Source organism: Weizmannia acidilactici (assembly GCF_008974185.1).
GTDB lineage: Bacteria > Bacillota > Bacilli > Bacillales > Bacillaceae_C > Weizmannia > Weizmannia acidilactici.
In genome coordinates, this window is record NZ_BKZP01000038.1 from 1 (window position 1) to 24,947 (window position 24,947).

The window sequence follows — 24,947 nt, forward strand, 5'->3', positions numbered from 1 at the left end:
TATAAAAAGTTAGAAAAGTTTTTACGTATTTGCGAAATATTTCACAAAAAAACAAAAAGAGGTGTTCTGTTTTGTTTTATCGTCAATTCATAACTCCGGGAAAATCGGCTAAAGAATAGAGTAATCATGCCAGCAATGAGGACTAAACTGGCCACTTGAACGGTGAAGTCACGGACCATCAAATTCGTTACGATGAGGAAAGGACATCGTGGTCGCAATGGGCATCAAGCCCTACAATTCATTGGAAGCGTTGTTTAGAAACCTTTTTTATATTTGTGATCGGGGACACGGCAGGCTGCCACTCGCTCGCTGACGCAGTAAGTAAAGGATTTGAAACAGCATTGATTATGGAATCACTGACCCTGAGTGAAATGAATCGGGCAACACGCGGCACGGATGATGAAAGACACCTTGATGGGGTGCTTTTTTTCAGCTTGTGCCGGCCTATGTTAAGCATGAATCATCTTATCAACTTTATCATAAATTTCTTCGTAAGAACAATTGAGAACGATAGCTAATTCTTTGAATAATATATCTTGAATATTGGTTAAAAGTTTGGCGTCGCTTTCATGAAACTTTTTTCCTTTGGCTTCCATTTTGGACTTTCTTCGCAATAAAGTGTTGGCCACTTTAGCAATCTCCATACGGTTTCCGCTATTTACAATTTCATGAAAAACTTGGTTGCGGGTTTGAGGCTTTTCTATCCAATCAATTCCTTTTGATGCAAATGATTGTATGATTTTTTCTGCTTCTGCTTTATTCATTAATTTATCTATAAAAATTTTGTGATTGTCTATAGGGATACTGATCGTCAATCCCTGGCTGTTTTCAATCGGATGCAATACATAATACGTTTTTGTCATGTCTTTGTATGTTTTATCGCAAATATCATCCACCCGGCATATGCCTTGCCCCGAATAGATCACTAAATCGCCAATATGAAACATTTTTAAACTCCTTTTTATAATATGATCAACCTGGTTGACTAAATTTATTTTATCGCTTCATTTGCAAAATTGTCAACCTAGTTGACATCGTAATCCAGCTTTTTTATATTAGGGATTAGCAACTAGATAGGGGGTAGCAGTAATGAATACTGATCTGCAGAACTTAGATCTGCTTGATTTGATCAGTGAGCGCCATGTCCGCCTGAGAAAAATATCGGAGAAGTTGTGGAACGAAAGCAGTGATATTCCGATATCAAATTCAGAGTGGTTTATATTGGCAAGGATCTATCAGACACAGCAGACCACAATTTCATATATTTCAAAGCATGTAGACATTTCCCGCCAAGCTGTCCATAAATTCATCAAACGGCTTGAGGAAAAAAGATTGGTTGAAATCAGCAGTCTGGAAAATAACAAAAAAGAGAAAAGTATTCAGTTAACGAAGCTTGGCCGGGAATGTATAGAAAAAAACGAGTCCTTAAAAAAGGAGCTCGTTCGCAAAATCGCCGAAAAAATCGGATCTGATCAGGTAAAATGGCTTGAAGAAATTTTAAAATTGGATTGGGGGATATAGGTTTTGCAGGCACTGTTAAACACCCACTCAAACGGAGCCCTTAAATCCAGCTGCCATCCGAGCCGTTATCCCAGCCGCCGAAATCATTATCATCCTGCTGTTCGTTTGGATTGGTATCGGCTTGGTCGTAATTGGACTCGCCGTTATCCTGATTCCAATCATTCTCGCTGCTATCGCCAAACCGGCGGCTCAACTCGTCCTGCAGCTGGTCGATTTCATCCAGCTGCAATATATTTTGGTCTTCTAATTCGCGCAGCAGTTCATGATCGTCCAGATATTGCAAATATTGAAATTGGTCAAATCCAATTCTGCCTTGCTCCAGCAAATAGGTCAGTAAAGCGCCGGTCGCTAATCCTCCTGCAAAAGTACCGAAACGGCCCATTCCGGTACCCTCCATGCCGCTCCAGCCGCCCATTTCCGGTCTATCCTCATCTCCGTTGTACATATTCCTTCCCGGTTCGTATACTTGAGGCCGGTTCCGCTGTGTCAACGGCTTGATGATTAAAAAATGCACCAGCACGATGATGATAATGATCCCAATTAACCAACTCATTTTATTGAGCCTCCTTAAGGACATTACCCTTCGCTTATGAAATTTTTTTCATCCTTTATCCTAACAACCTTTTAAATGCAATTATAGTCGTACCGGCCGGCGTTATGCAATTTTTATGGTGTTTTTCGAAATGACAAGCCAGGTTGCACACAGCCAATTCAAATAAAGGAATTAGTCCTGGGAAAATGATAAAATATGCAGGAAATTACGGCGAAAATCGGGAAGAAGATGACGTTAGGCTCCCATCCTACCGAAACGAATGAAATGGACGAAATGGAAATCTATTTTTGGTAAGGTAAATTTAAAGAATGGAATGCAAGAAGCCCAAAATGGAATAGATGGAATGGAAAAATTGCTTTTTGGGACGATCCCGGTGGATAATGGAATGGAAACTTCAAAAGATGGAATGCAAAAAGCTTTAAATGGAGCGGATAAAACTATCCGGAGTGCAAAAACGAAAAGGAATTGTTCCAAATGGTAAAATTGCCGTCTTTCTACAAACTGAAAGGAGCAAATAATGATCCAATTTGAAAATGTATCCAAACAATTTCAAGATGGCACGCAAGCCGTGAAGTCTATCAATTTCACGATCAACGCAGGAGAAATTTTTGTCCTGATTGGGCCAAGCGGGAGCGGCAAGACGACCACTTTAAAAATGATAAACCGCTTAATCGAAAAATCCTCCGGAGCCATTTTGATCAACGGAAAAGATATTAGCGATTATGATATCCATGAACTGCGTTGGAATATGGGGTATGTGCTCCAACAAATTGCCCTTTTCCCGCATATGACCATTGAGGAAAATATTGCGGTTGTTCCTGAATTAAAAAACTGGAGGAAAGAGAGAATTAGAGATCGGGTGGATGAACTACTTGAAATGGTCAGATTGGACCCCAAAACCTATAAACATCGAAAGCCAGCCGAGTTATCCGGCGGGCAGCAGCAAAGAATCGGGGTAGCCAGGGCATTGGCGGCTGACCCGGAAATCATTTTAATGGACGAACCTTTCAGCGCGCTCGATCCGATCAGCAGAGAGAAGTTGCAAGATGATATTTTAAAACTGCAAAAAAATATCAGCAAAACGATTGTGTTTGTGACGCACGATATGCAGGAAGCGATGAAACTCGGGGACCGCGTCTGCCTGATGAAAGAAGGAGAAATTGTCCAAATTGGAACCCCCTCTGAAATTCTTGCAAATCCGGCAAGTGATTTTGTTCAGGAGTTTGTGGGGAACCGGAGCCTAAATATCCGTTTGGCTGATTTTGTTGTGCCGACTGAAAATGGCGAATTTCCGGCCAATGTAAAGCCCGTTTCCATCTTTGCTCCGCTGCATGAAGTACTGGAAAATCTATCTGAAGCCGGGCAAATCCCTGTTGAAAAGAACGGCGAAGTGATCGGAAGCATTCATCGCGGGGACTTTCTTCGTCATATGGCTCAATCTTTAAAGGAAGGCGGGCAGGTTCGTGGATAATCTTATGAATGTATTTTTACTTAGAAAATCCCAGCTCCTCGTCGCACTTTGGGAACATATCCAAATCTCACTCCTTGCGCTTTTTTTTTGCACTGATCATTGCCATCCCTTTAGGCATTTATTTAACCCGGAAAAGAAAGAGTGCAGAAATGATCATCGGTTTTACCGGGGTATTGCAAACGCTCCCGTCGCTGGCATTGCTTGGGCTTTTGATCCCGCTATTCGGTATCGGGACCGTGCCTGCCGTCATTGCGCTGGTCGCTTATGCGCTGCTGCCGCTTTTACGCAATACTTATACAGGCATTAAAGAAGTGGATCCTGCGTTGTTGGAAGCAGCAGAGGCAATGGACATGAACAGAAGAAAAAAGCTTTTAAAGGTGGAACTTCCGCTGGCAATGCCTGTCATCATGGCAGGGGTGAGAACGGCAGCCGTTTTGATTATCGGAACGGCAACGATTGCTGCGTTGATCGGCGCAGGCGGGTTAGGGGATATTATTCTTTTGGGCATTGACCGGAATGATTATGCTCTGATCCTGATTGGCGCTATCCCTGCGGCATTACTGGCAATTCTGATGGACGTTTTGCTCCGGCAGCTTGAAAAAATTTCATTTAAAGGCGTGCTGGCAGCCGCTTCAACGTATGCTGTTATCATCGTACTCGTGATCGGCTCCACTTTTATCCATCCGGCTTCGCAACAAAAATTGGTGATCGCGGGCAAATTGGGCTCCGAGCCGGAAATATTGATTAGTATGTATAAATTGCTCATTGAAGAAAATACGGACATAAAGGTGGAATTAAAACCCGGGCTGGGCGGGACATCTTTTGTGTACAATGCATTAAAGTCCAAGATATTGACGTCTATCCAGAATTTTCGGGAACGGCGATTACCGAATTTTTGAAGGAAAAGCCGGCAAGCACCGACAGCAGGGAAGTGTACGAACAGGCGAAAACCGGTATGTTGAAAAAATTTGATATGGTCATGCTTGAACCGATGCAATATAACAATACGTATGCATTAGCCGTTCCGGAAAGTTTTGCGGAAAAATATCATCTCGAAAAGATATCCGATTTAGCAAGCGTCCAGCAGTATATCGAAGCCGGACTTACCCGCGAGTTCACAGACCGGGATGACGGCTATCCGGGTTTATCGAAAAAATACGGGCTTCATTTTAATTCACTTGTCACCATGGAACCTTCTGTCCGGTATACGGCCATTCAAGAAGGCAAGATTAACCTGATGGATGCTTACTCCACGGACGGAGAATTGCGGAAATACCTTTTGAAAGTGCTGGAAGATGATAAACATTTCTTCCCTCCGTATCAAGGCGCACCGTTATTGCGGCAAGAAACGGTGGACAAATACCCGGAAATTGTTCCGGCATTGAACAAACTTTCCGGCAAGATTACGGACAGCCAAATGCGGCAAATGAACTACGAAGTCGCCGTCCAGGGAAAAAGCGCGAAGACGGTGGCGAGAAATTTCTTAATGAAAGCGGGATTGATTAAGGGGAAGAGCCGGTAAGGTACCTGGCGGAAATATATGACTTCGCAAATAAATCTGTATTATATATAATATCGTCCTGGCTGCAGTATTGGGAGGGAATCATTTATAAAGCCGCATCGATCGGGGTGATAGAAGGAGATGCAGTTCTTCATTTGTTGATTCCAAGATTGAAAAAGTAAATTTGTAAAATCATATGGATTCAAGGATCTGGAAAAGAATTTGCAGCTTCAGAAAGGTGTAACTGTAGAGCCGGTTTTCGTCATGCAGGAATATCGGATCCAAAAATCATCCCCCTAACAAGCGGGGATGATTTTTTGCAGCTTCAAGAAGGATAAAATCGTTTATTTAAAGCACGTATAAGGGCACAATCATCGGCTGATCAGAGCTTTTCGAGCAGTAAAATCAACCTCTTGGTAATAAGCATTTTTTACCAAAATATTTGGCCCGAGGCATTTTATTGCCGGGCAATGGCAATTAAGGGATTTTGCGATAGGAGATTCAAGCCATTTTTCAAATATATCCGGCAGTCGGTCACGTTGAATGTTGCCAAGGGGCGGTGTATCGCCGAAATCCGTGACAATCACATCACCGGTGAAAATATTGACATTCAGCCGGGATCTGCCGTCCGGATCATTGCGGATGGTGACATTTTTACTTTCATATAACCTTTTTAATAGTGCCAAATCTTCCGGATTGCTGCTGCAAGGATAAAACGGCAGCGTACCGAACAGCATCCATACATCTTCATTTCTTATGTCAAGTAAATGGTGGATGGCATTCCGGATTTCATCCAATGTGAGCACTTCCAGATTTGCAGCGAAATCGCTTGGGTACATCGGGTGAATTTCATGGCGGGTGCATTTCATTTCTTCCACAATTTGAGTGTGGATTTGTTCAATATGAGGTAACGTGCGTTTATTCAGCATCGTTTCGGCTGAAACCATGACGCCCATTTCGGACAATGCCCTGCTGTTTTCCACGATGCGATGAAACATTTTTTCCCCCTGCTGGTAGCTTGGTTTAATTGGCATATGGGCAAATCCGCCATCAATATAGTCCTGGACCGTTCCCCAATTATGAGAGATGTGCAGAACATCGAGGTAAGGGGCAATCTGGACATATTTTTCAAGTTTCATTGTTAAATTGGAATTGATCTGGGTGCGAATGCCTCTTTCGTGGGCATATTGCAGCAAAGGAAGCACATAATTTTCAACGGATTTTACAGACAGCATCGGTTCGCCGCCGGTAATGCTGATGCAGCGCAATGTTTTAATTTCGTCTAAGCGTTTCAATAATAGTTCCAGCGGCAGTGCATCCGGATCCTTTGGCTGCAGCGTATAGCCAACTGCGCAATGTTCACAGCGCATATTGCATAAGGTGGTAGTCGTAAATTCGATATTTGACAGCGTAAGTTTCCCGTATTCCTTAATGTCCAGGTAAGCCTCCCAAGGATCGTATTCAGGCGAAATGCCTTGCACAGTTTCTTCTTTTAACATGATATAACTCCTTTTTCTATTATTTTCCTCTTACATGTCACTTTTGATTATAACATGCTCTCCCACTCACGATTTGGAAACGATCCTTAAAAAGATGATGAGAAGAACGATGATGCCCTAAAAAAATTTTTTCTATACTAAGTCAGCAAGAGGAGATATATATTTGTTAAAAAAGTATGGAACCGGTTAGAGTGGGACGGATTATTGAAAAAGAGTATGTAAAAAATATTTTGACACGACTGAGTTTAAAGGAATTATCACTTATTAAAGATAAAAAGGATCCGGCCCGTTTTGTGTGCAATACAGTCAAGATAAAATATGTATTCTTGATCAGAATTATGTTTGGCTTTAACATTTTCCAGAAGGAGCCCGGAATCTATGCGGCAGAGGTGGGGCAAATGGCCTGCCCGGGATGTATTTTAGCCAATAAAAAACTTCCGGTCCATGATGTTAATGAAATGGAGAGGTCTGCCGCGTTCTAGATTATCAGCCGTTTAATGACGGCCATGTCTTAATCTTACCAAAAACATTATGGGGAAGCAGTGAGCTTGATCAGCCTGTGGCAAAAGCTGTTATGACTCTATTTTGATCACCAAGGCAATAAAAGGGCTTTTTAACCTTGACGGCATCACGATTTGTCAGAACGGCGGTTTAATGAGCTCAAGGTTACCATGGTGGCGGATACGACGTCTTTGATATGCGACGTCTTCGTAATGCCGAGAATCGGAACGGTTCCTTTCGCGATGGCCCATGCCGTTGCAAATTGGGCATGCCCCGCACCATGTTTGCTGCCGATATCTTTCATAACGTCGGTTAATCCTTCCAGCTTTGAAAGCAGTTCGGTATTGAACGCGTCGCCTTTCCTTGTGCCGGCAGGAAAAAGGTTATGGGTATTGTATTTATCGACATTTTCAAATGAATATTCTTTTTTTAATTGACATGAAATGCGTTTCATAATTTACACTATTTATACATTAAAAAATGCAACCGGAAGAATATGCTGTTTGAGATCTATTGGCATTGGGGGTAATGCTGTGATTGATTTTCATAACAGAAGTTTTATCTGTGTGGCCGCAGCAGAATGTCCGGATTTTACAACTGAAACGGTTTTCCATTTCAAACAATATGGCGATATTGTCCATGCAACCTATAATGGGGGGAATATACAATATGGGGAATTGATCGGTATGGTGGATCAGCAGGGGATTCAGCAAGTGATTTTTAATCATGATAATATGGATTTTCAATGTTATTCCGGTACATGTACCTTTACACCAGAAAGGCTTCATGATAAAAGTTATGTATTACATGGCCAGTGGTTCAAGACAGAAGAAGATACTGCCTCCAAAGAATTAACACTTGAAGAATTGCGCTGAACTTCCAAAAAAAAATTAAGCGTTTTCGTGCAAGGTGAGAGTATGGCAAATATTCGAGATTTGGCAAAAATGGCCGGTGTATCTGTTACGACGGTTTCCCGTGTACTAAATCATCACCCGTATGTAAGTGAAGAAAAAAAGAAAGCTGTATTAGAGGCAATTAAAGCTACAAATTACCATAAAAACATAAATGCTGTCCATTTAAGCAAAGGAAAAACAAAACTGATCGGTGTCGTTCTCCCGTTTTCTGATCATCCCTATTTTGCGCTGTTGTTGAAAGGAATTGCAAAACAGGCATTGGAAAACAATTATAAGTTGGTTTTATTTCAAACGGATTATATGGAAAGCAGAGAAATGGAAGCATTGCAAATGCTGGAACAAAAGCAGATTGATGCATTGATTATTTGTTCGAGATCATGTGGCTTATCCATAATCAAAGAACATTTGCAATTCGGCCCGATTATACTTTGTGAAAATATGAAAGGCCATCAATATCATCTACTTTTGTTAACCACTATAAAATTTTCTTTGATGCATTAATGTATTTGTATCAAAAGGGCCATAAAACAATTGGTTACTGCATTGGCAGAAAATCGGGGGCGAACAGCTGGAACCGCGACCGTGCTTATCGTGATTTTCTTAAAAAATACGGGTTGCCGTACTATCCCGAATATGTTTTTGACCAGTGCTTTCATTTTGAAGATGGGGAAAAAGTCATCGATCAAATAAAAAAAATGGATAAACCGCCATCGGCATTGCTGGTAACAAGCGACCAGGTTGCAGCTGGAATTGTAATTTGCTGCCAAAAACATCAGATTGCCATCCCTGGCGAAATTGCAATCATTGGATTTGATAATGAACCAATTTCCAGGATGATGAATATTACCACTGTGGAAATTCTGCTTGTGGAGATGGGGGAGAACCTTTTCCGGCAGGCTGTGAGCGGGGAGATCTCAAATCACGAGATTTCCGTAAAGCTGATTGAAAGAGGAACTGTTTGAGGTTGTGAGACGAAGGGATATGGGGGGAAAAAAGTGAATGTGCTGGAAGATGCGAAATTATTGATTTTAGAGCTTTATACGGATTTATGCGGTAAAGTCAGTAATCAACAATTAACCCGCCTTGCCGAAGAAATTTTAAACACAAACCATTTATTTTTGGCAGCATCCGGCCGTTCAGATCTAGTAATTCGTGTTTTTGCCAATCAGTTGGTGCATCTGGGAATAAATGTGCATGTTATCGGAGATGTGACGACGCCGGAACCGAAACAGGGGGATTTCATCTTTATCAGTTCGGAATCCGGAGAAACGCAAATGTTTTCAGCATTGGCAGAGCAAGCGAAAAAAATCACATAAAAATTGCCGTCAGCACTGCTTCCCCTGAATCCGTCCTTGCAAATTTAGCGGATATTTTAATTGTGTTGCCGGGAGAGACGTCAAAAGAAAAAGATAAACGTTACATAAGTGCCATCCACGGGCCCGGCGGATGCTTATTTGAACGCATGAGCTTTTAATATACGACGCCATGGCCGTATGCTTAAAGAAGAATTTGCAACAAACAAGTACTGCAACACAATGTTAAGAAGTTGTTGAATCGTTCAGAAGGAGAAATGAAAATGCCCCAACAGAGTGTGATATTTTTTGATATAGACGGAACTTTACTGAATCAGGAGAAAAAATTGCCGCATTCCGCCAAAAAAGCCATATATAAAATAAAAGAACAAGGGCATATCGCCGCAATTGCAACGGGACGGGCCCCATTCATGTTTGAGGACTTGCGGAAAGAATTGGGAATTGATACTTTTGTAAGTTATAACGGGCAATATGTCATATTAAACGGAGAAGTGATATTCAAAAATCCGTTAAATCTTCAATCACTTGAACAACTAACGGCACATGCCCTGGATCATCAACATCCGGTCGTGTTTATGGACCATGAAGATATGAAGGCGAATGTGCCTGAACATGCTTATATCAAAGAAAGTATTGAAATGTTAAAGATTAAGCAGTTTCCTAGGTATGACCCGGAATATTACAAAGGGCGCGAACTGTTTCAAATGTTGCTGTTTTGTCCGGAAGGGGAAGAAAAACAATACGAACAGGCCTTTCCTGACTTTGATTTTATCCGGTGGCACCCGCTTTCAGTCGATGTTCTTCCAAAAGGGGGGTCAAAAGCTGCGGGAATAGGTAAAATTGTTGAAAAGCTTGGCTTTCCTGAGGAACGCCTGTATGCATTTGGAGATGGTCTGAATGACATAAAAATGCTTTCTGCAGTAAAAAACAGTATCGCAATGGGAAACGCGGAAGAAAAGGTGAAGGCGGCTGCAAAATTTGTCACGAAATCCGTTGATGAGAAGGGAATCTATTACGGGCTTCAAATGGTTGGGTTGTTGTAATTTTTAAGTTTCCTATAAATTAAAAGTTTAAGAGAACATTTTACCGGGAGTGACACCAAATGAAAATCCCTATTTACCAAATCGATGCATTCACAAATGAGCAATTTAAAGGCAATCCGGCAGCGGTATGCCCGCTTGAAGAATGGATTCCAGATGAGATCATGCAAAAAATTGCCGCAGAAAATAATTTGTCGGAAACGGCATTTTTTGTCCAAAAGGGCCATGAATATGAGTTGAGATGGTTTACGCCGGCAAGGGAAGTGGATTTGTGCGGGCATGCAACATTGGCAACCGCTTTTGTGGTCTTTACCTACCTGGATCCGGCTGCTGCGCAAATCCAATTTCATACGAAAAGCGGGGTGCTGGAGGTGTCAAGAGACGGCAGCCTGCTTTCCATGGTTTTTCCTGCCCTTGAAGGAGAAAAATGCGGCGCACCGAAAGCATTGATCAGGGGACTCGGCAAGGTGCCGAAAGAAGTGTATAAATCAAGAGACTATCTGGCCGTTTTTGAAACAGAGCAGGATATTTTAGGCCTTTCCCCTGATATGGAAGAACTGAAAAAACTGGACAGCTTCGGTGTTATTGTAACGGCAAAAGGCTCTGAGGCAGATTTTGTATCCCGGCTCTTTGCACCAAAAGATGGGATTGATGAGGATCCAGTTACCGGATCCGCCCACTGCACATTGGTACCGTACTGGAAAAAAGTTTTAAAGAAAAACGAGTTCACGGCTTTGCAATTGTCCGAGAGGGGCGGAAAGCTGTATTGTATGGATCTCGGAGACAAAGTGAAAATTTCCGGGAAGGCGGTGCCTTATTTAGAAGGGAATATTTGTATTTCTTATTTCGGAAGCTGAAGCGGCCGGGACCTACTGTTCACCGGCCGCTTCGGACTCTTGCTGTTTTTTTCTAAAATAATGATATTCTTTTTCGAGCTCTGTTAATGTCAGTTTGTAAAGTTGCTCGTCATTTTCCGGATAGGCATCCATCTCAATCAGTCGGTTCATTAAATATCGTTTTTTCTTTTCAATTGCATCCCGAAGCAAATTTTTCATATGAGCAATACCCCCATCCCCGTTTTTCGTGAAGTATTTTTTTCCACAGCGGATGATTTTGAAAAAAGATAAAATCATGATATTTCTGTAATGCTTTTTTTATGCACAATTTGTTGAATAAATAAACAGCATTGCTCAGCAATCCATTCCTTTTCATTATCCAAGGAGGCGACGTGATAAGAATCAAAGAGCGAAATCACTTTTTTGAATCTGGAACGAATATGGGCTGCAATATAGTCTGCATTTTCCGGGGGCACGACATGATCGTCCACTGACTGGAAGAGTAGCGCAGGACAAACGACTTTAGAGAGATTTTGGCGCGTTACCCGCATAACGGTTAGAAGCTCCCGGATGGATGACACCGGCACTTTTTCATATGTGATTTCCTGTACGCCTGCTGCTTTTATATCCGGCGGCCCTTCCTCAATAAACCGTTGTTCTGTAAGACACTTTTCCAGTTCAGGAATGTTTTTGATCGCTGCGTTGATTAACACAATTCCCCTGATATCGAAGTTTTTCTCCGCGAGATTTAAAGTCAGGGTACCGCCCATGGATTGGCCGATGATAAAAATGTCCCTGCAGTGCTGCTTCAAGTATTGGTAGCCCTCTTCAAGGCTTTGGATCCAGTCATTATAGGTGCAGCGTTCCATATCTGTGCAGTGCGTCCCATGTCCTTTTAACCTTGGCGCGTAAACTGTAAACCCTTTAGATGCCATATATTCTCCCAGAAAACGAACACTTTGCGGCGTGCCATTAAACCCGTGCGAAATGAGAATGCCAATTTGATTCCCTTTTAAGAAAAATGATTCTGCTCCCGGTATCACTGGAAACCTCTCAAGCATATAAAAGCTCCTTTCCTTATCGATTCAGTTGCTTTTGGTTAACCAATCAGTGAATTTTAAATGTTATCACAATTTTAAACTGATTATTCCTAGTTGTAAAGTAGGAATAATCAAAAATAAATGGAATGGTAGCGTGCATGATTCTCCTTAAATGATTGATTTTTTCAGTAGTATGAAAATATGCAGGATTCATTTAACACTGTTCTTTAAATAATACTCTTTGAATATCGCTTGACTCAATATGCCGCCCATTGTTTTTGATTCATTAAAAAGCGTAGTTCCCCGGTCCGATCAAAGCAACGCCAGCGCCCAAGATTGCAGACGGTAAATATTAAAATTCAAATGATCAAGCGTAAATCATTCTCCATGAAATCGGAGGAGGGACTTTGCGCTTTTTTACTGAAAAGCATCAAAAAAGCGCTGAAAATGGATTTTGATAAAATCTCCGGACCAGCACGCTTTTTCCGGTCGCCCATTAAAGCAAGCTGATGCTGGTCACTAGTCTTCAGACAAAAGCTTCCTGCCCCGCTTTAAACGATCCCCTGCGTTTCGCTATAGATAACCAGGTTTGCCTTTATTTTAATTAGGAAGAAATATATTGGTTCTGAAAATATTCTTTCGTAACAATACCTATAAAGTGCGTATGATCTAACTTCGTATTATAATCTAAATAAGAAACATTTTCATTTGCGATTAAACTGGATAGAAAGATGGAATGATCAATGGATAAATACCGTCTTGATCCGAATAAAGGATTGGAATTTGGCGTTTACACGCTCGGGGATCATCTTACCAATCCCCATACAGGCGAGCGCATTCCGGCCGTGCAGCGGATTGATGAAATCATTGAGTTCGCAAAACTTGCCGAAGAGGCCGGGGTTGATTTTTTCAGCGTCGGCGAAAGCCATCAGGAATATTTTACGACGCAGGCACACACCGTTGTCTTGGCGGCGATTGCGCAGGCGACGAAAAAAATTAAAATTGGCAGTGCCTCAACGATTATCAGCACACTGGACCCGGTGCGCGTATACGAAGATTTTGCGACGATCGACCTCATTTCAAAAGGGCGCACCGAGATTGTGGCCGGACGGGCGTCAAGGGTCGGCGTGTTTGAACTGCTCGGCTATGACATCCGCGATTATGAAGAATTATTTGAAGAAAAGTTTGAACTGTTGCTGAAGATCAACGAAGAAGAAATCGTCAATTGGAGCGGGCAGTACCGTGCGCCGTTGAAAAATGCAAAAGTGCTGCCGCGCCCGTATCATGGCTGGCTCCCAATATGGCGTGCAGTTGGCGGGTCTCCTGCGAGCGCCATTAAAGCGGGATTTGCAGGCGTTCCGATGTTCATTGCAATGCTCGGCGGACCGGCATCCAGTTTTAAAAGGTCGATTGATGCGTACCGCGAAGCTGCAAGGGAAAGAGGATTTGACCCCGCAACGTTGCCGGTTGCGACGGCCGGATTCTTTTATGCCGCAGAAACGACCCAGCAGGCACTGAAAGAGTATTACCCGCATATTCATGAAGGCATGAAGCTGACGAACGGCCGCGGTTTTCCAAAACAGCTGTTTGCACAAGGGGCGGATACGCGCGATGTGATGAATGTCGGTAGCCCGCAGCAAATTATCGAAAAAATTCTTTACCAGTATGAATTGTTTGGGCACCAGCGTTATATTGCACAAATGGATTTCGGCGGGGTGCCGTTTGATAAAATCAGGAAAAACATTGAAATCATTGCGACGGAAATTTTGCCTGCGGTGAGAAAATACACAGCAAAGAAATAGGGGGGAAACATACATGAAAATTGTTGTACTTTCGGGGTCAAGAGTCGGCTCGAAAACAAGGACGGCGATGAACTATGCTGTAAAAGTGATCCATGAAAAATATCCGGAAGCTGAAGCCACACTGCTTGACTTGGCCGAATACGACGTCCAGTTCAGCGACGGGCGCAACTATATGGAATATGAAGGGGATACGAAATATGTCGCACAGACGGTCATGGGAGCGGATGCCGTCATCATCGGCACACCGATTTTCCAGGCTTCGATCCCGGCGACGCTGAAAAATGTTTTTGATTTGCTGCCGGAAAAAGCGCTCCGCGATAAAGTTGCAAGCATCATCGTAACAGCCGGCTCGCCAAAACATTACTTGATTGCCGAACAGCAGATTAAGCCGATTTTGTCCTATATGAAAGCGCAGATTGTCCAGAGCTATGTTTTCATTGAAGAAAAGGATTTTTACCGGAAAGAAATTGTCAACGATGATATCCTGTTCCGCATCAACCGCCTTGTGGAAGATACCGTGATGCTGACGGAAACGTATGCAAAAATCCGCGAGGCGAAAGAAGCGGCGTACGGATTTTAAGCGGAGAACGGGCTCCGCTGTTTTTTTGCCTGCATCTGCCATCCGGGTTTTCTTGATTCTCCCCGAACAGGAAAGGTAAAATAGTAGATAACTAGAAACGGTACGGATTGGGAGGGGACGAGCTTGTCTTTTTCATTTATCCATACGGCTGATATTCATTTGGACAGCCCATTGGTCGGCCTGGAACAGTACGAGGGGGCGCCGGTTGAAAAAATACGAGGTGCGACGCGGGAAGCGTTTAAAAATTTAGTCGATACGGCGATCAAAAGGCATGTCGATTTTATTGTCATTGCCGGGGATTTGTATGACGGAGACTGGAAAGATTACAATACCGGTTTGTTTTTTACAAGCCAGATGGTCCGCCTGCAAAAAGAAGGGATCCGGGTATTCCTGATCCGTGGCAACCATGATGCGGCCAATATCATGACAAAAGTGCTGAAACTGCCGGATAATGTTTATGAGTTCCCGATAAAAGCGCCTGGTACAGTTACCCTTGACGAGCTTGGCGTTGCGATTCACGGGCAGGGTTTTGCCTCCCGAGCGGTGGGAGAGAATCTCGTTAAACTTTATCCGCCTAAAAAGGAAGGGTATTTTAACATCGGCATTTTACATACGAGTGCAACAGGTCGTGAAGGCCATGAAAATTATGCGCCATGCACGATTGAGGATATGAAAGAGAAGCAGTATGATTATTGGGCGCTCGGCCATATCCATTTGCGTGAACTGCTTCATCCGTATGATCCGGTCATTTTATTCCCGGGAAATATCCAGGGCCGGCATATCCGGGAGACGGGGGAAAAAGGCTGCACGTATGTGGAAGTGAAAGACGGCGCGATTGAAAAGATGGAGCAAATCCCGCTTGATGTGCTGAGATGGGAATTATGCGCGATTGATGCAGGCGGGATGGAGACGGTGGACGAGTTGTTGGATGCGGCCCGCGAAGCGCTTGAAAGAAAATACGAGGAAGCGGACGGCCGCTATTTGGCGGTACGGTTTAAATTTTTTGGCGCAACGAAAATACATAGGGAACTGATTGCGAAAAAAGACCTGGTTTTGAATCAATTGCGGTCGGTTTCGCTTGAGGCCGGATTCGGAGAGATTTGGGTCGAAAAGGTAAAAATCGAAACGGCCGGGCTGAACGATAGCGGGGCCTTCATTTCCGAACAGTCGCCGGTCGGAATGATTCTGAAGTTTATGCGTGAGGCGGCAGAAGATGAAGAAATGTTGCAGTCACTACTCGATGAGTTCCGGGATATCCGGCAGGCGATCCCGCATGAACTGAAAGAAGGGGAAGACGGATTTGACTTTTCCGATCCGGGTTTGATTAAAAAGCGGTTGAAAGATGTGGAAGATTTTATTCTCTATTCCTTAATGGAAACGGGGGTGGGAGCATAATGAGATTTGATTACCTGAATTTGCGTGCGTTCGGTCATTTTACTGATTACGAGCTTTTATTTGATCCGTCGAAAAATTTCCATATTCTCTACGGCCCGAATGAAGCGGGCAAAAGCACAACACTCCGCTCGATCACGCATTTTTTATACGGATTTCCGCAAAAAACGAATGATGCTTTTCTCCACGGCAATTCCAAATTAAGGATTGAAGGGCAGCTGCGCAACTCAAAAGGGGAAGCCGTCCAGTTTATCCGCAGGAAAGGGAGAAAAGATACGGTCCTTGATTTGGACGGCAATCCGATTCCTGAAAAAACAGTAGCCGCCTTTTTGCATGATATACCCGAATCCCAGTTTTTAAATATGTTCGCCCTTGACCATGTCCGGCTCCGCGAAGGCGGGGAAAGCCTTTTGCAAAGCGGCGGCAGCGCCGGGGAAAGTTTTTTCTCGGCCGCATCCGGCATCAATGTGTTGCGCAGCATTCTTGAAAATTTTGAAAAACAGGCCGGCGCACTTTATAAGAAAACGGGTTCCGTCCCTGAACTCAATAAGCTGCTGAAGCGGGAAAAGGAACTCACGAAAAAAATCAACGAACAACAGCTGAAAGTGCGGTCCTGGAATGATTTTGAAGAGCGCTATCGGGAAGCGGAAAAAGAAATCAACACGACCATTGAACGGATGAAAACTTTGCGCAGCAAAAAAGAACAATTGCAGCGGGTCAAATGGATCCTGCCGAAAATTGCGAAGCGTGAGGATCTGAAGCAAAAACTGGCAGCGCTCGGCACGGTTCCGGATTTGCCGGAAGACATTTCCGATGTCCGGATGGCTGCTGAAAATAAATGGAATGCGGCGAAGGCAAGCAAGGAAAAAATTGAGCAGCAGCTGGCTGAAATCGAGGCGGAAATCAAGCAAATTTCCATCCCCGAGAAGATTTTGGAACAGGCCGAAACGATTCATGCGTTGTACCGCGAAGTGCAGGCATATCAAAATCATGAAAAAGCTTTGCCGGAACTGGAGGGAAAAAAGCAGCAGTTGGAAGCCCAGTTGATTTCCGCCATGAAGGAGATTGACCCGGCCCGTGCGGCACTGGAAAATATTGATGATTACCGCCTAACGTCCGTCAAAAAAGAAATGATCCGCGGGCTCTGCAAGGAAAAGCCTTTGCTGGACCAGAAATATGAAACATTACAACGCGAGAGTGAAAAATCGGAAAAAGAATTGGCGCAAAAACTGGAGGAATTGGCTGCCATGCCGGATTTGCCGGGTGCCGGTGAATTGGAAGCCTTGCTGAACCAAGTCAATCGTGCAGGCAACCTGGAAGATGCGCTCAAGGAACTATACGCCGATTGCAGGCAAAAAGAACAGCAAATTGAAGAAGAAATCCGGCTGTTGCCGCTGTGGGACGGCGGGGCGGAAGAACTTGTCAAACTGCCGGTCCCTGTTCTAGCCGAAACGGTCAAGAGATTTGAAAAAGAAGAGGACGGATTGCGCCGGGAGCTTGAATTGGTGCAAAGTAAAATCAGGCAGCTGGAAGAGGAAATTGAAGCATCTGAAGAAAGGATCCGTAAGTTGGATTCGCTTGCTGAGATCCCTTCAGAGGAGAAATTACTGGCGGCCCGGGCAGTACGGGATACGGGCTGGCGGCTGATCCGCGCGAAACTGGAGACCGGGAAATGGAATGAAAGGCTGGAAGAGTATACAAAGGGGAAGCCGATTGAATCGCTTTACGAAACCCATGTCCGCGATGCCGACCGGATTGCCGACACGTTGAGGATGGAAGCGGAAAAAGTCGGGGAAAAGAACAAACTTTTAGCCGATATTGAAAAATGCCGGGAGAAAATAGACGCTTTAAAAGCTGAAAAAAGCCGGCTTGAGGAATCACTGCAAGCATGGAAAGCGGAATGGCACAAGCTTTGGGCGCCGGCGCAGATCACGCCGCTGTCACCCGCAGAAATGCGGGAATGGCTGCAAAAACATGCGCAAATTAAAGGTCTTGTACAGGAATATGAAAAAACGCTCGGAAAGATCCGCGAACTGGAAAATAGCCGCAACCGCAGCCGTAATGCGCTTTCCGCGGTTTTAAAGGCATTTACCGAAGTTTCAGAGTCGCAGCCGCTTGTGGAATTGGTCAGCCTCGCTGAAAAACAGTTGAAACAAATCCGCGGACACGCCTCGAAAAAAGATAGCCTGGAGGCTGCTATCCAAGGCTTAAAAGTAAAAGTGGAAGAGAATGCGGCTGAGAAAACGGATGTAGAGAAAAAACGCGCTGAATGGTTCGGGCAATGGGTGCGTGCCGTCGAAGGAACAGCCATTGCCAAAGATGCACCCCCGACTGTCGCCGAAACCTTGCTCGGCCAGTATGAAACATGTGCGCGGATTTATGACGCGTTCAAGCAGGCCGAAAAAGAACAGTTATCGATCAGTAAACAGATGGAGCTTTTTGAAGAAAAAGTGCAGCATATGTTGCAAGATGCGAATCTGGGTTTTAACGGTGAAAACGCCGGGATGGCTGTGGCCGAAATGTATAGGATTTTACAAAAAGCACAGCAGGACGAAGTGGAGTTGAAAAACTGCAAGCGCCAACTGGACAATTTGCTTCGGCAGAAAAAAGAAGAAGCAGACGCGATGGAAGAAGCTGCCGCTGTTTTGAAAGGTCTTTTCCATCAGGCCGGATGCGGTTCGATTGAAGAATTGAAGCAGATCGAAAAAACATTCCTGAAGAAAAAAGAATATGAAACAGGCATTCAGCAAATTGAAGCGGAAATATTGGATGCCGGCGGAGGGAGATCGCTGCAGGAATTGGTAGATGAAGCAGCCCGGATTGACACAGACCGTATTGACGCAGATCTGGATGAAACGGAACGCGAACTCGAACAGCTTGAGCTTGTCCGTTCCCAAGTCGAGCAGGAATATGGCGCGGTGAAAAAGGAATATGAAAAAAAAATCCAGGGGGCAAATCTTGCAACAGTCGAAGCCGAGCAGGAAAAGGAAAGCATACATGCGAAAATTGCAAGCTTAACAGAACAGTATATCCAGGTGAAACTTGCTTCCGCCCTGTTGCAAAAGGGAATTGAATTTTACCGGAGCCAAAACCAAAATCCGGTTTTAAGGCGTGCGAGTGAAATTTTTGCGCAATTAACGCTGCGTTCTTTTGCTGGCTTGACGGTCGATTATAATGAGCAGGACGAACCGGTATTGATGGGCGTCCGCGAAAACGGCGAAAAAGTGCCGGTTTCCGGGATGAGCGACGGGACGACGGATCAGCTTTATCTCTCGCTCCGCTTGGCCAGTATTGAAAAATTCGCTGCCGAAAATGAACCGCTGCCGTTTATTGTTGATGACATTCTCGTCCATTTCGACGACGAGCGTTCAAAAGAAACACTGAAAGTTTTACTCGAGCTCTCTGCCCATACGCAAATCATTTTCTTTACGCACCATGAGCGTCTTGTCGACATGATGAATGAAATCGCCCCGCAGGAAGCCGTCCAATTTTTGGCACTCCACGGGCGTGAAGCTGTTTTGCATTAATAAAGGGCAGCCCCAAAGTGGTTAGGGCAGCGTTTGTTAAACGACGGGAAAGGGAATTTTAGGTAAAATTTCAATTTTTATAGATTTAAAAGACAGTTCCCGGCCGAGATGGCTATAAGAGGCAGCCTTAAGGACAATTCATGGTAGAAAAGAAGCTAAATTGTTTTTACAGCGTGTCAAAAGGACATATTAAGGCAAAACATTCAGTAAATTGTCTTTTTCATGCTGTCTAAAAGGCATTTTGGGACTAAACTTTGAGATAAAACGGATCTTTACAAACATTTTTTCAAGAGAAAAGGGCCGCCCATGCCCATGTGGCAGCCCCTCCCAGGTTAAGAAACCGTTACCGGATATTTATAAAATCCTTCTCCGGTTTCTTTGCCGAGTTTGCCTTTATCGATATATTCCGTTTTGAACAAGTCTGCCATTTTTTTGTACAGCTCGTTTCCGGTTGCTTCCGCTTTTGCCAGTGTAATGTTGTAAGCGGTCGTGATGCCGACAACATCCAATATCTGAAACGGTCCGAGCGGGGCGCCGGTTGCGACTTTCCATGTCTTATCAATGGTTTCAACATCGGAAACGCCTTTCACCAAAAGCATTTGTGCGGCTTCCAAAAGTGGAACCAGCAAAGAGTTGAGAATATAGCCCGGTTGTTCTTTATACAAAGGCAGTGCCACCATGCCGATTGCTTTTGCAAACTCAATCACATTCTGGAACACTTTTTCATCCGTACCGGGGTGTTTCATAATTTCTGCCGTATTATTTTTCCAAATTTCATTGGCAAAGTGCAGCGCCAAAAATTTTTCCGGGCGGCCGGTCGCTTCCGCAAACTGGCTCGGCAGCAAGGTGGAAGAGTTTGTGGCAAATACGGTTTTTGCCGGCGCCACAGCCCCCAGCTTTTTATAAAAATCCGTCTTGATTTGGACAACTTCCGGAACCGCTTCAATTACAAGATCTGCATCTGCGACAGCGTGTGCCAGATCAGCACTGAACGAAATGCGGTTATAGGCCGCATTCACTTCCTGTTCCGTTGCCCCCAAGTCTTCCCGGTAACGTTCTTTTAATCCTGCAATTCTTTTTTTCGCACGTTCCACTGCCTCATCATTAATATCGTAAACGTTTACATTGAACCCCTTGAAAGCAGTTTGATAAGCAATCTGGCTTCCGAGTACACCACTACCTGCAACCGTGATATTTTGAAAATCCATATCCATTCTCCTCTTTCCAATTTTGTAACCCCTTATAAATGTATCATAGCACTGCAGTATCCGGGCGTCAAAGTTTCCAACCTTACAGTTTGGGTGAAGTGGGGGGCTTCCCGGGTAACAACCCCTTTTACCAGCGGGTTAAATTGACGGGGCTAACCCTCTCGTTTCAAGAGTTTTTATATTAGGCCAGCGCCAATAGTCGTAATCATTCTTTTTTAATATTGATGGCTGCATTATACACGTTCTGCATGGAACGGATATAGCATTGTACAAAGCAAAAAATCAATCAAGGAACAGGGCAGTGTTATAGAGGGATTTTCACTTTTGTTCCGGGCCAATTCCCATGCGGTTTGCTATTCACAAAATCGTAGAAACTTCGCTAGGCGAAAAACTTTACTCTTCTTATACGGGTGTTATAATATGTTTTGCATTCAAAAGAGCGTTTCATAAAAATATTCCACCAATAAGAAGAGAGGTTTCATGGAGATAAAAGCTGTTAAACTGAAACAGAAGTCTGCTTTTTTACTCAATAGATATTTAACCGGTGATTCGATCGAGTATCGGGAAGTCATTGCGATTATTATTCCAATTTTGGTTGACCAGGCGTTTTTGATCTTAATGAGTTTTTTAAACACGGCGATGATCAGCTCAGCCGGGGTCAGTGCTGTCAGTGCCGTCAATATGGTGGATTCGCTGAATATTTTTCTTGTGAACGTATTTATTGCAGTGGCGACAGGGGGCACGGTCATTGTTGCCCAGTACAAAGGCGCCGGCAATAAAGAGATGGTATCGAAAACAGCGACACAGGCGATTTCCGCCGTCACCATTTTTTCCGTGCTGATCGCCGCACTTGTCATTGTGTTTAACACGCCGACTTTAAATTTATTGTTTGGAAAAGCGGAAGCTGATGTTTTCCATAATGCGAAAATCTATTTGATCGGCAGCTGCCTGTCTTATCCTTTTATCGCAATTTTTCAGGCGGTATTGGGCGGATTGCGCGGCGTTGGGGAAACAAAGCCCTGCCTTGGTTTGTCACTGCTTTTGAATTTAACGAACACGGTCCTGAACGTGCTGTTTATTACGATTTTTAAAATGGGCGTCATCGGCCTTGTCATGTCCATTCTGCTCGCAAGGATTTTGGGCATGGTGGCATCCATTGTATATGTAATCAAATACAATGCGTCGGTCCGCTTTAAAATAAAAAATGCCTTGCAACTTGATTTTTCGATATTAAAGAAAGTCATGTTTATCGGCATTCCGTTTGCGGCGGAACAGATCTTTTTTAATGGTGGAAAGCTGTTGACGCAAACATTTATTGTGCAGCTCGGGACGCTGGCACTGACGGAAAATGCGATCGGAAGCTCGATTACACTGCTATTCCAGATCGGCCCGAACGCGTTGAGCATTGCGATCGTAACAATTGTCGGCCAGTGCATGGGGCGGAGAAATATTGGCGATGCGCGGAAATTTACGAAATCGTTTATTGCCCTTTCCTCGCTTCTTTATATAGTGACATCCGCCATTTTATTGCCGTTTTTCCCGGTCATGATGAAACTGTTTAATCCGCCTGATGAGATCATCCCAACGATTTTTGCGATTGTCCTTATTTCAGCGGTTGGACAGCCGCTTTTGTGGCCGCAAAGTTTTATCATGCCGGCGGCGCTCAGGGCGGCGGGAGATTCCACTTTTACTTCGGTTGCCTCACTTTTATCCATGTGGCTGCTGCGGGTTGTGCTCGGCTATATTTTGGGGATAACGTTCGGGCTTGGCATCATCGGCGTCTGGGTGGCGATGATCACCGAATGGGGCGTCCGCGGCCTGATCTTTACCGGGCGTTTCAAAGGCACCAAATGGTATGCGCATAAGCTGGTGTGAGATGATAGGCGTTTCATAAATAAGTCAGATGTGGCTGTCTCTTTGGGGCAGCCTTATTTTTGTTGCTATTCTGGATAATGAAAGAACTGTGTTGGGATATTGAAATCATTAACAATGATGTCACATCACTTTTAAAAGAACCATGCAATACTGTTTTGAAAAATTGTTGGAGTTACAAGCCGGGATACCATACTCCCGGCTCAATGCATGATTGGGGTTCTTTGTTTCTCTTTGACAACTGCATCTTGCGCCACTTTGAGTTTTTTTCTGTATTCCACATAACGGATCCGGCAGCCGGGCCCGATTTCGATGTTTTCGCCGCGGACCGTATCGGCTTCCGTGTTTTCCAGATAAATGTCGTCCCCTTCAATGGCAGCTGCCTGCAGAAGTACGTGTTTTTTATGGAAACGGAGCATGTCGGTTATGCCATTTTGCGTCCGGACCGTGATTTTTTTTCCGCCGATTTCGCCCGCGCGGCTTGGTTTATACCTTAAGGTAATGTTTATTTCTTCAGCATTTAAGAGGCCGCCAATCTGGAACTGGCCTTTCGAAATAAATGTTTCGGCTTCGACGTCTTCCTTTACAGCGAGAAGACCTTTAATTTCTGCTTTGTCCCCGCTGTATTTTCCGCCGACTTCCAGCAACCCGCGCACAATGCTGCTGCGGATTTCTGCGTCGCCTCCGATTTGGCAGGTGCCGAAAATACTTGCTTTATCCGTTCGCAGGGCGCCGTTCATAACCGCTTCTCCAAAAACAGATACACTTTCCGCTTTCGTATCACCGTGCACTTTGCTTTCGCCGCGTATGGAAAAATGCCGGCAGTCGAGGGGATCGGCAATTTCCGCTTCCCCGTTCACCTTCACATTCCCGTACGCCCCGCCGCCGTAAGAACCCGAGCCATTTATGGTCAAATGATTTCTTTCTTCCATGATCTTCACGACTCCTTTTAAATTTTCCTGTATTCTCTCACTGTTGCTGAATCATCTTTTTCAAAACGATGGGTGTATTCCACCAGATCGATCTCACATTTTTTTCCAATCGTAACATTCCGCCCTCGGACCACTTTTGCACGGGTGATTTCCAAATTGATGTCATCCCCTTCGATGCTATCTGCAAAGAGTAACGTAGCAAGGAAGGGCTTGAGCCAGTTTGAAAAGGTTGCATCTTTTTTTACGGTAATGCGCTGTCCGCCGATTTCGCGGATGGAACTGCGCCCGTAAGGTTCAATAAAAATATGTTCGGCATTCAGCTCTCCATCGATTTTAACCGGGCCGCGGACCCGGACTTCTTCTGCTTCACAATTTCCTGCAATACTCGCGCGCCCTTCAAGATTCACTTCAGCAGCTTGTATATTGCCGCCGAATTTCCCGCTTCCTGACACTTGAAGCTTAGCGGCTGCAACATCTTTCAAAACTTTAGCGATGCCTTCAACTGTAATGTTTTCTCCGCTTATGCTGCCTTCGAAGGTCGCTGTGCCGTTGACCTCGACCGTTTGTGAAACAATGTTACCTTTGAACGTGGCGATGCCATTCGATTCCAGTTTTTCACATTTGACATCTCCGTTCACAGTGCTTTTTCCGTTTAACGAAACATCTTGAAAAGATCCGCCATTGGAGGAACCGATACCGTTGATAACAAGATTTCCTTTTTTTAATTCATTCATTTTCTTCGCCACCTTTTACATCAATTTCATTTTCAATTCATCGGCCAGCTGCATGAGATCGACTTTTGCAATGATTTTCGTCTCTTTTTCAAATAGAATATTTTCCGCTTTTTTTAACAAAAAACAGGAGGATACGCCGAATTTCCGGATGAGCCAAATTTGAGAATGATCTACGGAAAAAGACTCTGCGGTATTGTGCAGCAGCTGCAGCAACATTTTCCCTTCTTCAATCGAAATTTCCCCAGAGTGCAAAAGCTTTTCCAGCATATAAATGGCAAGGACATCTTCAAAGGGGAATACCTGATCCTTTGTTTGTGCCTGTTCCAAGAAAAAGTTCAGGACAAATTCAGAAGCAATGCCGTGCTTTAGGATTTCTTCTTTGCTGATCAGTTTTCCGCTGCTCGGTGAAAACATTTCGGCGAGTTCATCCAACGAGAGATTTTCTTTCATCGCCTGGATTTTTTCGATACGTTCCAGGATGCGTTCGCGTGGAAAGAAGGTTTCCTGCCCGGTAAAAGTGGATTTGCGGATAAACCAATCTTCTGGTATCAGGTTCTTTCTTTTCCAGCGGTACAACTGGCCGTAGGAAATCCCGATCTGTTCAAGCAAATCTTTTTTGGAGATCAAATCTGCATCCATTTTTTCCACTCCTTTTGCTGTTATCAATATAACATAACACTGTTACGTTGTAAACAAAATTTTAAGAGAACA

General features: G+C 44.1%; 22 protein-coding genes and 2 pseudogenes. 14 read left to right on the forward strand and 10 right to left on the reverse strand.

Annotated elements, in window-relative coordinates; all coding sequences use genetic code 11:
- Nucleotides 1-449 precede the first annotated feature (449 nt).
- Nucleotides 450-947 (reverse strand): CarD family transcriptional regulator, encoded by a 498-nt coding sequence (locus BpJC4_RS13695; protein ID WP_151681472.1) that lies wholly within the window; start codon nucleotides 945-947, stop codon nucleotides 450-452.
- A gap of 142 nt (nucleotides 948-1,089) precedes the next feature.
- On the opposite strand from BpJC4_RS13695, the gene BpJC4_RS13700 reads away from it, so the two are divergent.
- Nucleotides 1,090-1,521 carry a MarR family winged helix-turn-helix transcriptional regulator gene (locus BpJC4_RS13700; protein ID WP_151681473.1) on the forward strand — a complete coding sequence of 144 codons (432 nt, stop codon included), beginning with the start codon at nucleotides 1,090-1,092 and terminating at the stop codon, nucleotides 1,519-1,521.
- Nucleotides 1,522-1,561: 40 nt separating this feature from the next.
- Here the strand turns inward: BpJC4_RS13700 and BpJC4_RS13705 are convergent, their stop codons facing one another.
- The gene (locus BpJC4_RS13705; protein ID WP_151681474.1) at nucleotides 1,562-2,074 is read right to left on the reverse strand and encodes a hypothetical protein; all 513 of its coding nucleotides are present in this window, start codon (nucleotides 2,072-2,074) and stop codon (nucleotides 1,562-1,564) included.
- Nucleotides 2,075-2,333: 259 nt separating this feature from the next.
- Here BpJC4_RS13705 and BpJC4_RS13710 point away from each other — a divergent pair, with 259 nt between their 5' ends.
- The 3 genes and pseudogenes from BpJC4_RS13710 to opuFB all read left to right on the forward strand — a co-directional run bounded on the left by BpJC4_RS13710 (nucleotide 2,334) and on the right by opuFB (nucleotide 5,067).
- Complete coding sequence (locus tag BpJC4_RS13710; protein WP_151698046.1) at nucleotides 2,334-2,555, forward strand: hypothetical protein; 222 nt, start codon at nucleotides 2,334-2,336, stop codon at nucleotides 2,553-2,555.
- A gap of 36 nt (nucleotides 2,556-2,591) precedes the next feature.
- A complete protein-coding gene (locus tag BpJC4_RS13715) occupies nucleotides 2,592-3,545 on the forward strand; it encodes an ABC transporter ATP-binding protein (RefSeq protein ID WP_151698047.1) in 954 nt (317 codons plus the stop codon).
- Nucleotides 3,538-5,067: pseudogene (gene opuFB / locus BpJC4_RS17270) on the forward strand (osmoprotectant update ABC transporter permease/substrate-binding subunit OpuFB). Before BpJC4_RS13715 ends, opuFB begins: the two are co-directional and overlap by 8 nt.
- A 350-nt stretch (nucleotides 5,068-5,417) precedes the next feature.
- Here the strand turns inward: opuFB and yfkAB are convergent.
- Complete coding sequence (gene yfkAB / locus BpJC4_RS13725; protein ID WP_151681477.1) at nucleotides 5,418-6,545, reverse strand: radical SAM/CxCxxxxC motif protein YfkAB; 1,128 nt, start codon at nucleotides 6,543-6,545, stop codon at nucleotides 5,418-5,420.
- 628 nt (nucleotides 6,546-7,173) lie between these two features.
- Nucleotides 7,174-7,500: an aldo/keto reductase gene (locus BpJC4_RS13730; protein ID WP_151681479.1), complete on the reverse strand. Its 327-nt coding sequence runs from the start codon at nucleotides 7,498-7,500 to the stop codon at nucleotides 7,174-7,176.
- A gap of 79 nt (nucleotides 7,501-7,579) precedes the next feature.
- Between BpJC4_RS13730 and BpJC4_RS13735 the strand changes: the two genes are divergently transcribed.
- From BpJC4_RS13735 to BpJC4_RS13755, 5 genes and pseudogenes are all read left to right on the forward strand, one after another.
- Nucleotides 7,580-7,921, forward strand: coding sequence for an avidin-fold protein (locus tag BpJC4_RS13735; protein ID WP_151681480.1), 342 nt, complete (start codon nucleotides 7,580-7,582; stop codon nucleotides 7,919-7,921).
- A gap of 42 nt (nucleotides 7,922-7,963) precedes the next feature.
- Nucleotides 7,964-8,922: pseudogene (locus BpJC4_RS13740) on the forward strand (LacI family DNA-binding transcriptional regulator).
- A gap of 33 nt (nucleotides 8,923-8,955) precedes the next feature.
- The gene (locus BpJC4_RS13745; RefSeq protein WP_151698048.1) at nucleotides 8,956-9,276 is read left to right on the forward strand and encodes a phosphoheptose isomerase family protein; all 321 of its coding nucleotides are present in this window, start codon (nucleotides 8,956-8,958) and stop codon (nucleotides 9,274-9,276) included.
- 260 nt (nucleotides 9,277-9,536) lie between these two features.
- Complete coding sequence (locus tag BpJC4_RS13750) at nucleotides 9,537-10,316, forward strand: Cof-type HAD-IIB family hydrolase (protein ID WP_151681482.1); 780 nt, start codon at nucleotides 9,537-9,539, stop codon at nucleotides 10,314-10,316.
- 59 nt (nucleotides 10,317-10,375) lie between these two features.
- Entirely contained in the window at nucleotides 10,376-11,170 is a 795-nt protein-coding gene (locus tag BpJC4_RS13755; RefSeq protein WP_151681483.1) for a PhzF family phenazine biosynthesis protein, read from the forward strand.
- Between the two features lie 12 nt (nucleotides 11,171-11,182).
- Here the strand turns inward: BpJC4_RS13755 and BpJC4_RS13760 are convergent, their stop codons facing one another.
- Both BpJC4_RS13760 and BpJC4_RS13765 read right to left on the reverse strand, forming a co-directional pair.
- The gene (locus BpJC4_RS13760) at nucleotides 11,183-11,368 is read right to left on the reverse strand and encodes a Fur-regulated basic protein FbpA (RefSeq protein ID WP_151681484.1); all 186 of its coding nucleotides are present in this window, start codon (nucleotides 11,366-11,368) and stop codon (nucleotides 11,183-11,185) included.
- Between the two features lie 74 nt (nucleotides 11,369-11,442).
- Complete coding sequence (locus BpJC4_RS13765; RefSeq protein WP_151681485.1) at nucleotides 11,443-12,210, reverse strand: alpha/beta hydrolase; 768 nt, start codon at nucleotides 12,208-12,210, stop codon at nucleotides 11,443-11,445.
- 722 nt (nucleotides 12,211-12,932) lie between these two features.
- On the opposite strand from BpJC4_RS13765, the gene BpJC4_RS13770 reads away from it, so the two are divergent.
- From BpJC4_RS13770 to BpJC4_RS13785, 4 genes are all read left to right on the forward strand, one after another.
- A complete protein-coding gene (locus BpJC4_RS13770) occupies nucleotides 12,933-13,991 on the forward strand; it encodes an LLM class flavin-dependent oxidoreductase (protein ID WP_151681486.1) in 1,059 nt (352 codons plus the stop codon).
- 13 nt (nucleotides 13,992-14,004) lie between these two features.
- Nucleotides 14,005-14,571, forward strand: a complete 567-nt coding sequence (locus BpJC4_RS13775; RefSeq protein ID WP_151681487.1) for an NADPH-dependent FMN reductase — start codon at nucleotides 14,005-14,007, stop codon at nucleotides 14,569-14,571.
- 123 nt (nucleotides 14,572-14,694) lie between these two features.
- A complete protein-coding gene (locus tag BpJC4_RS13780) occupies nucleotides 14,695-15,966 on the forward strand; it encodes a metallophosphoesterase family protein (RefSeq protein WP_151681488.1) in 1,272 nt (423 codons plus the stop codon).
- Nucleotides 15,966-19,490, forward strand: a complete 3,525-nt coding sequence (locus BpJC4_RS13785; protein WP_151681489.1) for a YhaN family protein — start codon at nucleotides 15,966-15,968, stop codon at nucleotides 19,488-19,490. Before BpJC4_RS13780 ends, BpJC4_RS13785 begins: the two co-directional genes overlap by 1 nt.
- Nucleotides 19,491-19,822: 332 nt before the next feature.
- On the opposite strand, the gene BpJC4_RS13790 is transcribed toward BpJC4_RS13785, so the two are convergent.
- The gene (locus BpJC4_RS13790; protein WP_151681490.1) at nucleotides 19,823-20,698 is read right to left on the reverse strand and encodes a 3-hydroxyacyl-CoA dehydrogenase; all 876 of its coding nucleotides are present in this window, start codon (nucleotides 20,696-20,698) and stop codon (nucleotides 19,823-19,825) included.
- Nucleotides 20,699-21,178: 480 nt separating this feature from the next.
- Here BpJC4_RS13790 and BpJC4_RS13795 point away from each other — a divergent pair, with 480 nt between their 5' ends.
- Nucleotides 21,179-22,573, forward strand: a complete 1,395-nt coding sequence (locus BpJC4_RS13795; RefSeq protein WP_151681491.1) for an MATE family efflux transporter — start codon at nucleotides 21,179-21,181, stop codon at nucleotides 22,571-22,573.
- A gap of 200 nt (nucleotides 22,574-22,773) precedes the next feature.
- On the opposite strand, the gene BpJC4_RS13800 is transcribed toward BpJC4_RS13795, so the two are convergent.
- The 3 genes from BpJC4_RS13800 to BpJC4_RS13810 are packed head-to-tail and all read right to left on the reverse strand — an operon-like array spanning nucleotide 22,774 to nucleotide 24,875.
- Complete coding sequence (locus tag BpJC4_RS13800) at nucleotides 22,774-23,502, reverse strand: hypothetical protein (protein WP_151681492.1); 729 nt, start codon at nucleotides 23,500-23,502, stop codon at nucleotides 22,774-22,776.
- Between the two features lie 17 nt (nucleotides 23,503-23,519).
- Nucleotides 23,520-24,236, reverse strand: a complete 717-nt coding sequence (locus BpJC4_RS13805; protein ID WP_151681493.1) for a polymer-forming cytoskeletal protein — start codon at nucleotides 24,234-24,236, stop codon at nucleotides 23,520-23,522.
- A gap of 15 nt (nucleotides 24,237-24,251) precedes the next feature.
- Entirely contained in the window at nucleotides 24,252-24,875 is a 624-nt protein-coding gene (locus tag BpJC4_RS13810) for a YhbD family protein (protein WP_151698049.1), read from the reverse strand.
- Nucleotides 24,876-24,947: the final 72 nt, after the last annotated feature.

Bases quoted from the DNA above. Each gene is read 5' to 3' on its own strand.
- yfkAB (WP_151681477.1), bottom strand. From the start codon at position 6,545: ATGTTAAAAGAAGAAACTGTGCAAGGCATTTCGCCTGAATACGATCCT.
- BpJC4_RS13750 (WP_151681482.1), top strand. From the start codon at position 9,537: ATGCCCCAACAGAGTGTGATATTTTTTGATATAGACGGAACTTTACTG.
- BpJC4_RS13775 (WP_151681487.1), top strand. From the start codon at position 14,005: ATGAAAATTGTTGTACTTTCGGGGTCAAGAGTCGGCTCGAAAACAAGG.
- BpJC4_RS13695 (WP_151681472.1), bottom strand. From the start codon at position 947: ATGTTTCATATTGGCGATTTAGTGATCTATTCGGGGCAAGGCATATGC.
- BpJC4_RS13805 (WP_151681493.1), bottom strand. From the start codon at position 24,236: ATGAATGAATTAAAAAAAGGAAATCTTGTTATCAACGGTATCGGTTCC.
- BpJC4_RS13810 (WP_151698049.1), bottom strand. From the start codon at position 24,875: ATGGATGCAGATTTGATCTCCAAAAAAGATTTGCTTGAACAGATCGGG.
- BpJC4_RS13710 (WP_151698046.1), top strand. From the start codon at position 2,334: ATGAAATGGACGAAATGGAAATCTATTTTTGGTAAGGTAAATTTAAAG.
- BpJC4_RS13730 (WP_151681479.1), bottom strand. From the start codon at position 7,500: ATGAAACGCATTTCATGTCAATTAAAAAAAGAATATTCATTTGAAAAT.
- BpJC4_RS13790 (WP_151681490.1), bottom strand. From the start codon at position 20,698: ATGGATTTTCAAAATATCACGGTTGCAGGTAGTGGTGTACTCGGAAGC.
- BpJC4_RS13795 (WP_151681491.1), top strand. From the start codon at position 21,179: ATGGAGATAAAAGCTGTTAAACTGAAACAGAAGTCTGCTTTTTTACTC.
- BpJC4_RS13765 (WP_151681485.1), bottom strand. From the start codon at position 12,210: ATGCTTGAGAGGTTTCCAGTGATACCGGGAGCAGAATCATTTTTCTTA.
- BpJC4_RS13800 (WP_151681492.1), bottom strand. From the start codon at position 23,502: ATGGAAGAAAGAAATCATTTGACCATAAATGGCTCGGGTTCTTACGGC.
- BpJC4_RS13785 (WP_151681489.1), top strand. From the start codon at position 15,966: ATGAGATTTGATTACCTGAATTTGCGTGCGTTCGGTCATTTTACTGAT.
- BpJC4_RS13705 (WP_151681474.1), bottom strand. From the start codon at position 2,074: ATGAGTTGGTTAATTGGGATCATTATCATCATCGTGCTGGTGCATTTT.
- BpJC4_RS13760 (WP_151681484.1), bottom strand. From the start codon at position 11,368: ATGAAAAATTTGCTTCGGGATGCAATTGAAAAGAAAAAACGATATTTA.
- BpJC4_RS13700 (WP_151681473.1), top strand. From the start codon at position 1,090: ATGAATACTGATCTGCAGAACTTAGATCTGCTTGATTTGATCAGTGAG.
- BpJC4_RS13770 (WP_151681486.1), top strand. From the start codon at position 12,933: ATGGATAAATACCGTCTTGATCCGAATAAAGGATTGGAATTTGGCGTT.
- BpJC4_RS13755 (WP_151681483.1), top strand. From the start codon at position 10,376: ATGAAAATCCCTATTTACCAAATCGATGCATTCACAAATGAGCAATTT.
- BpJC4_RS13715 (WP_151698047.1), top strand. From the start codon at position 2,592: ATGATCCAATTTGAAAATGTATCCAAACAATTTCAAGATGGCACGCAA.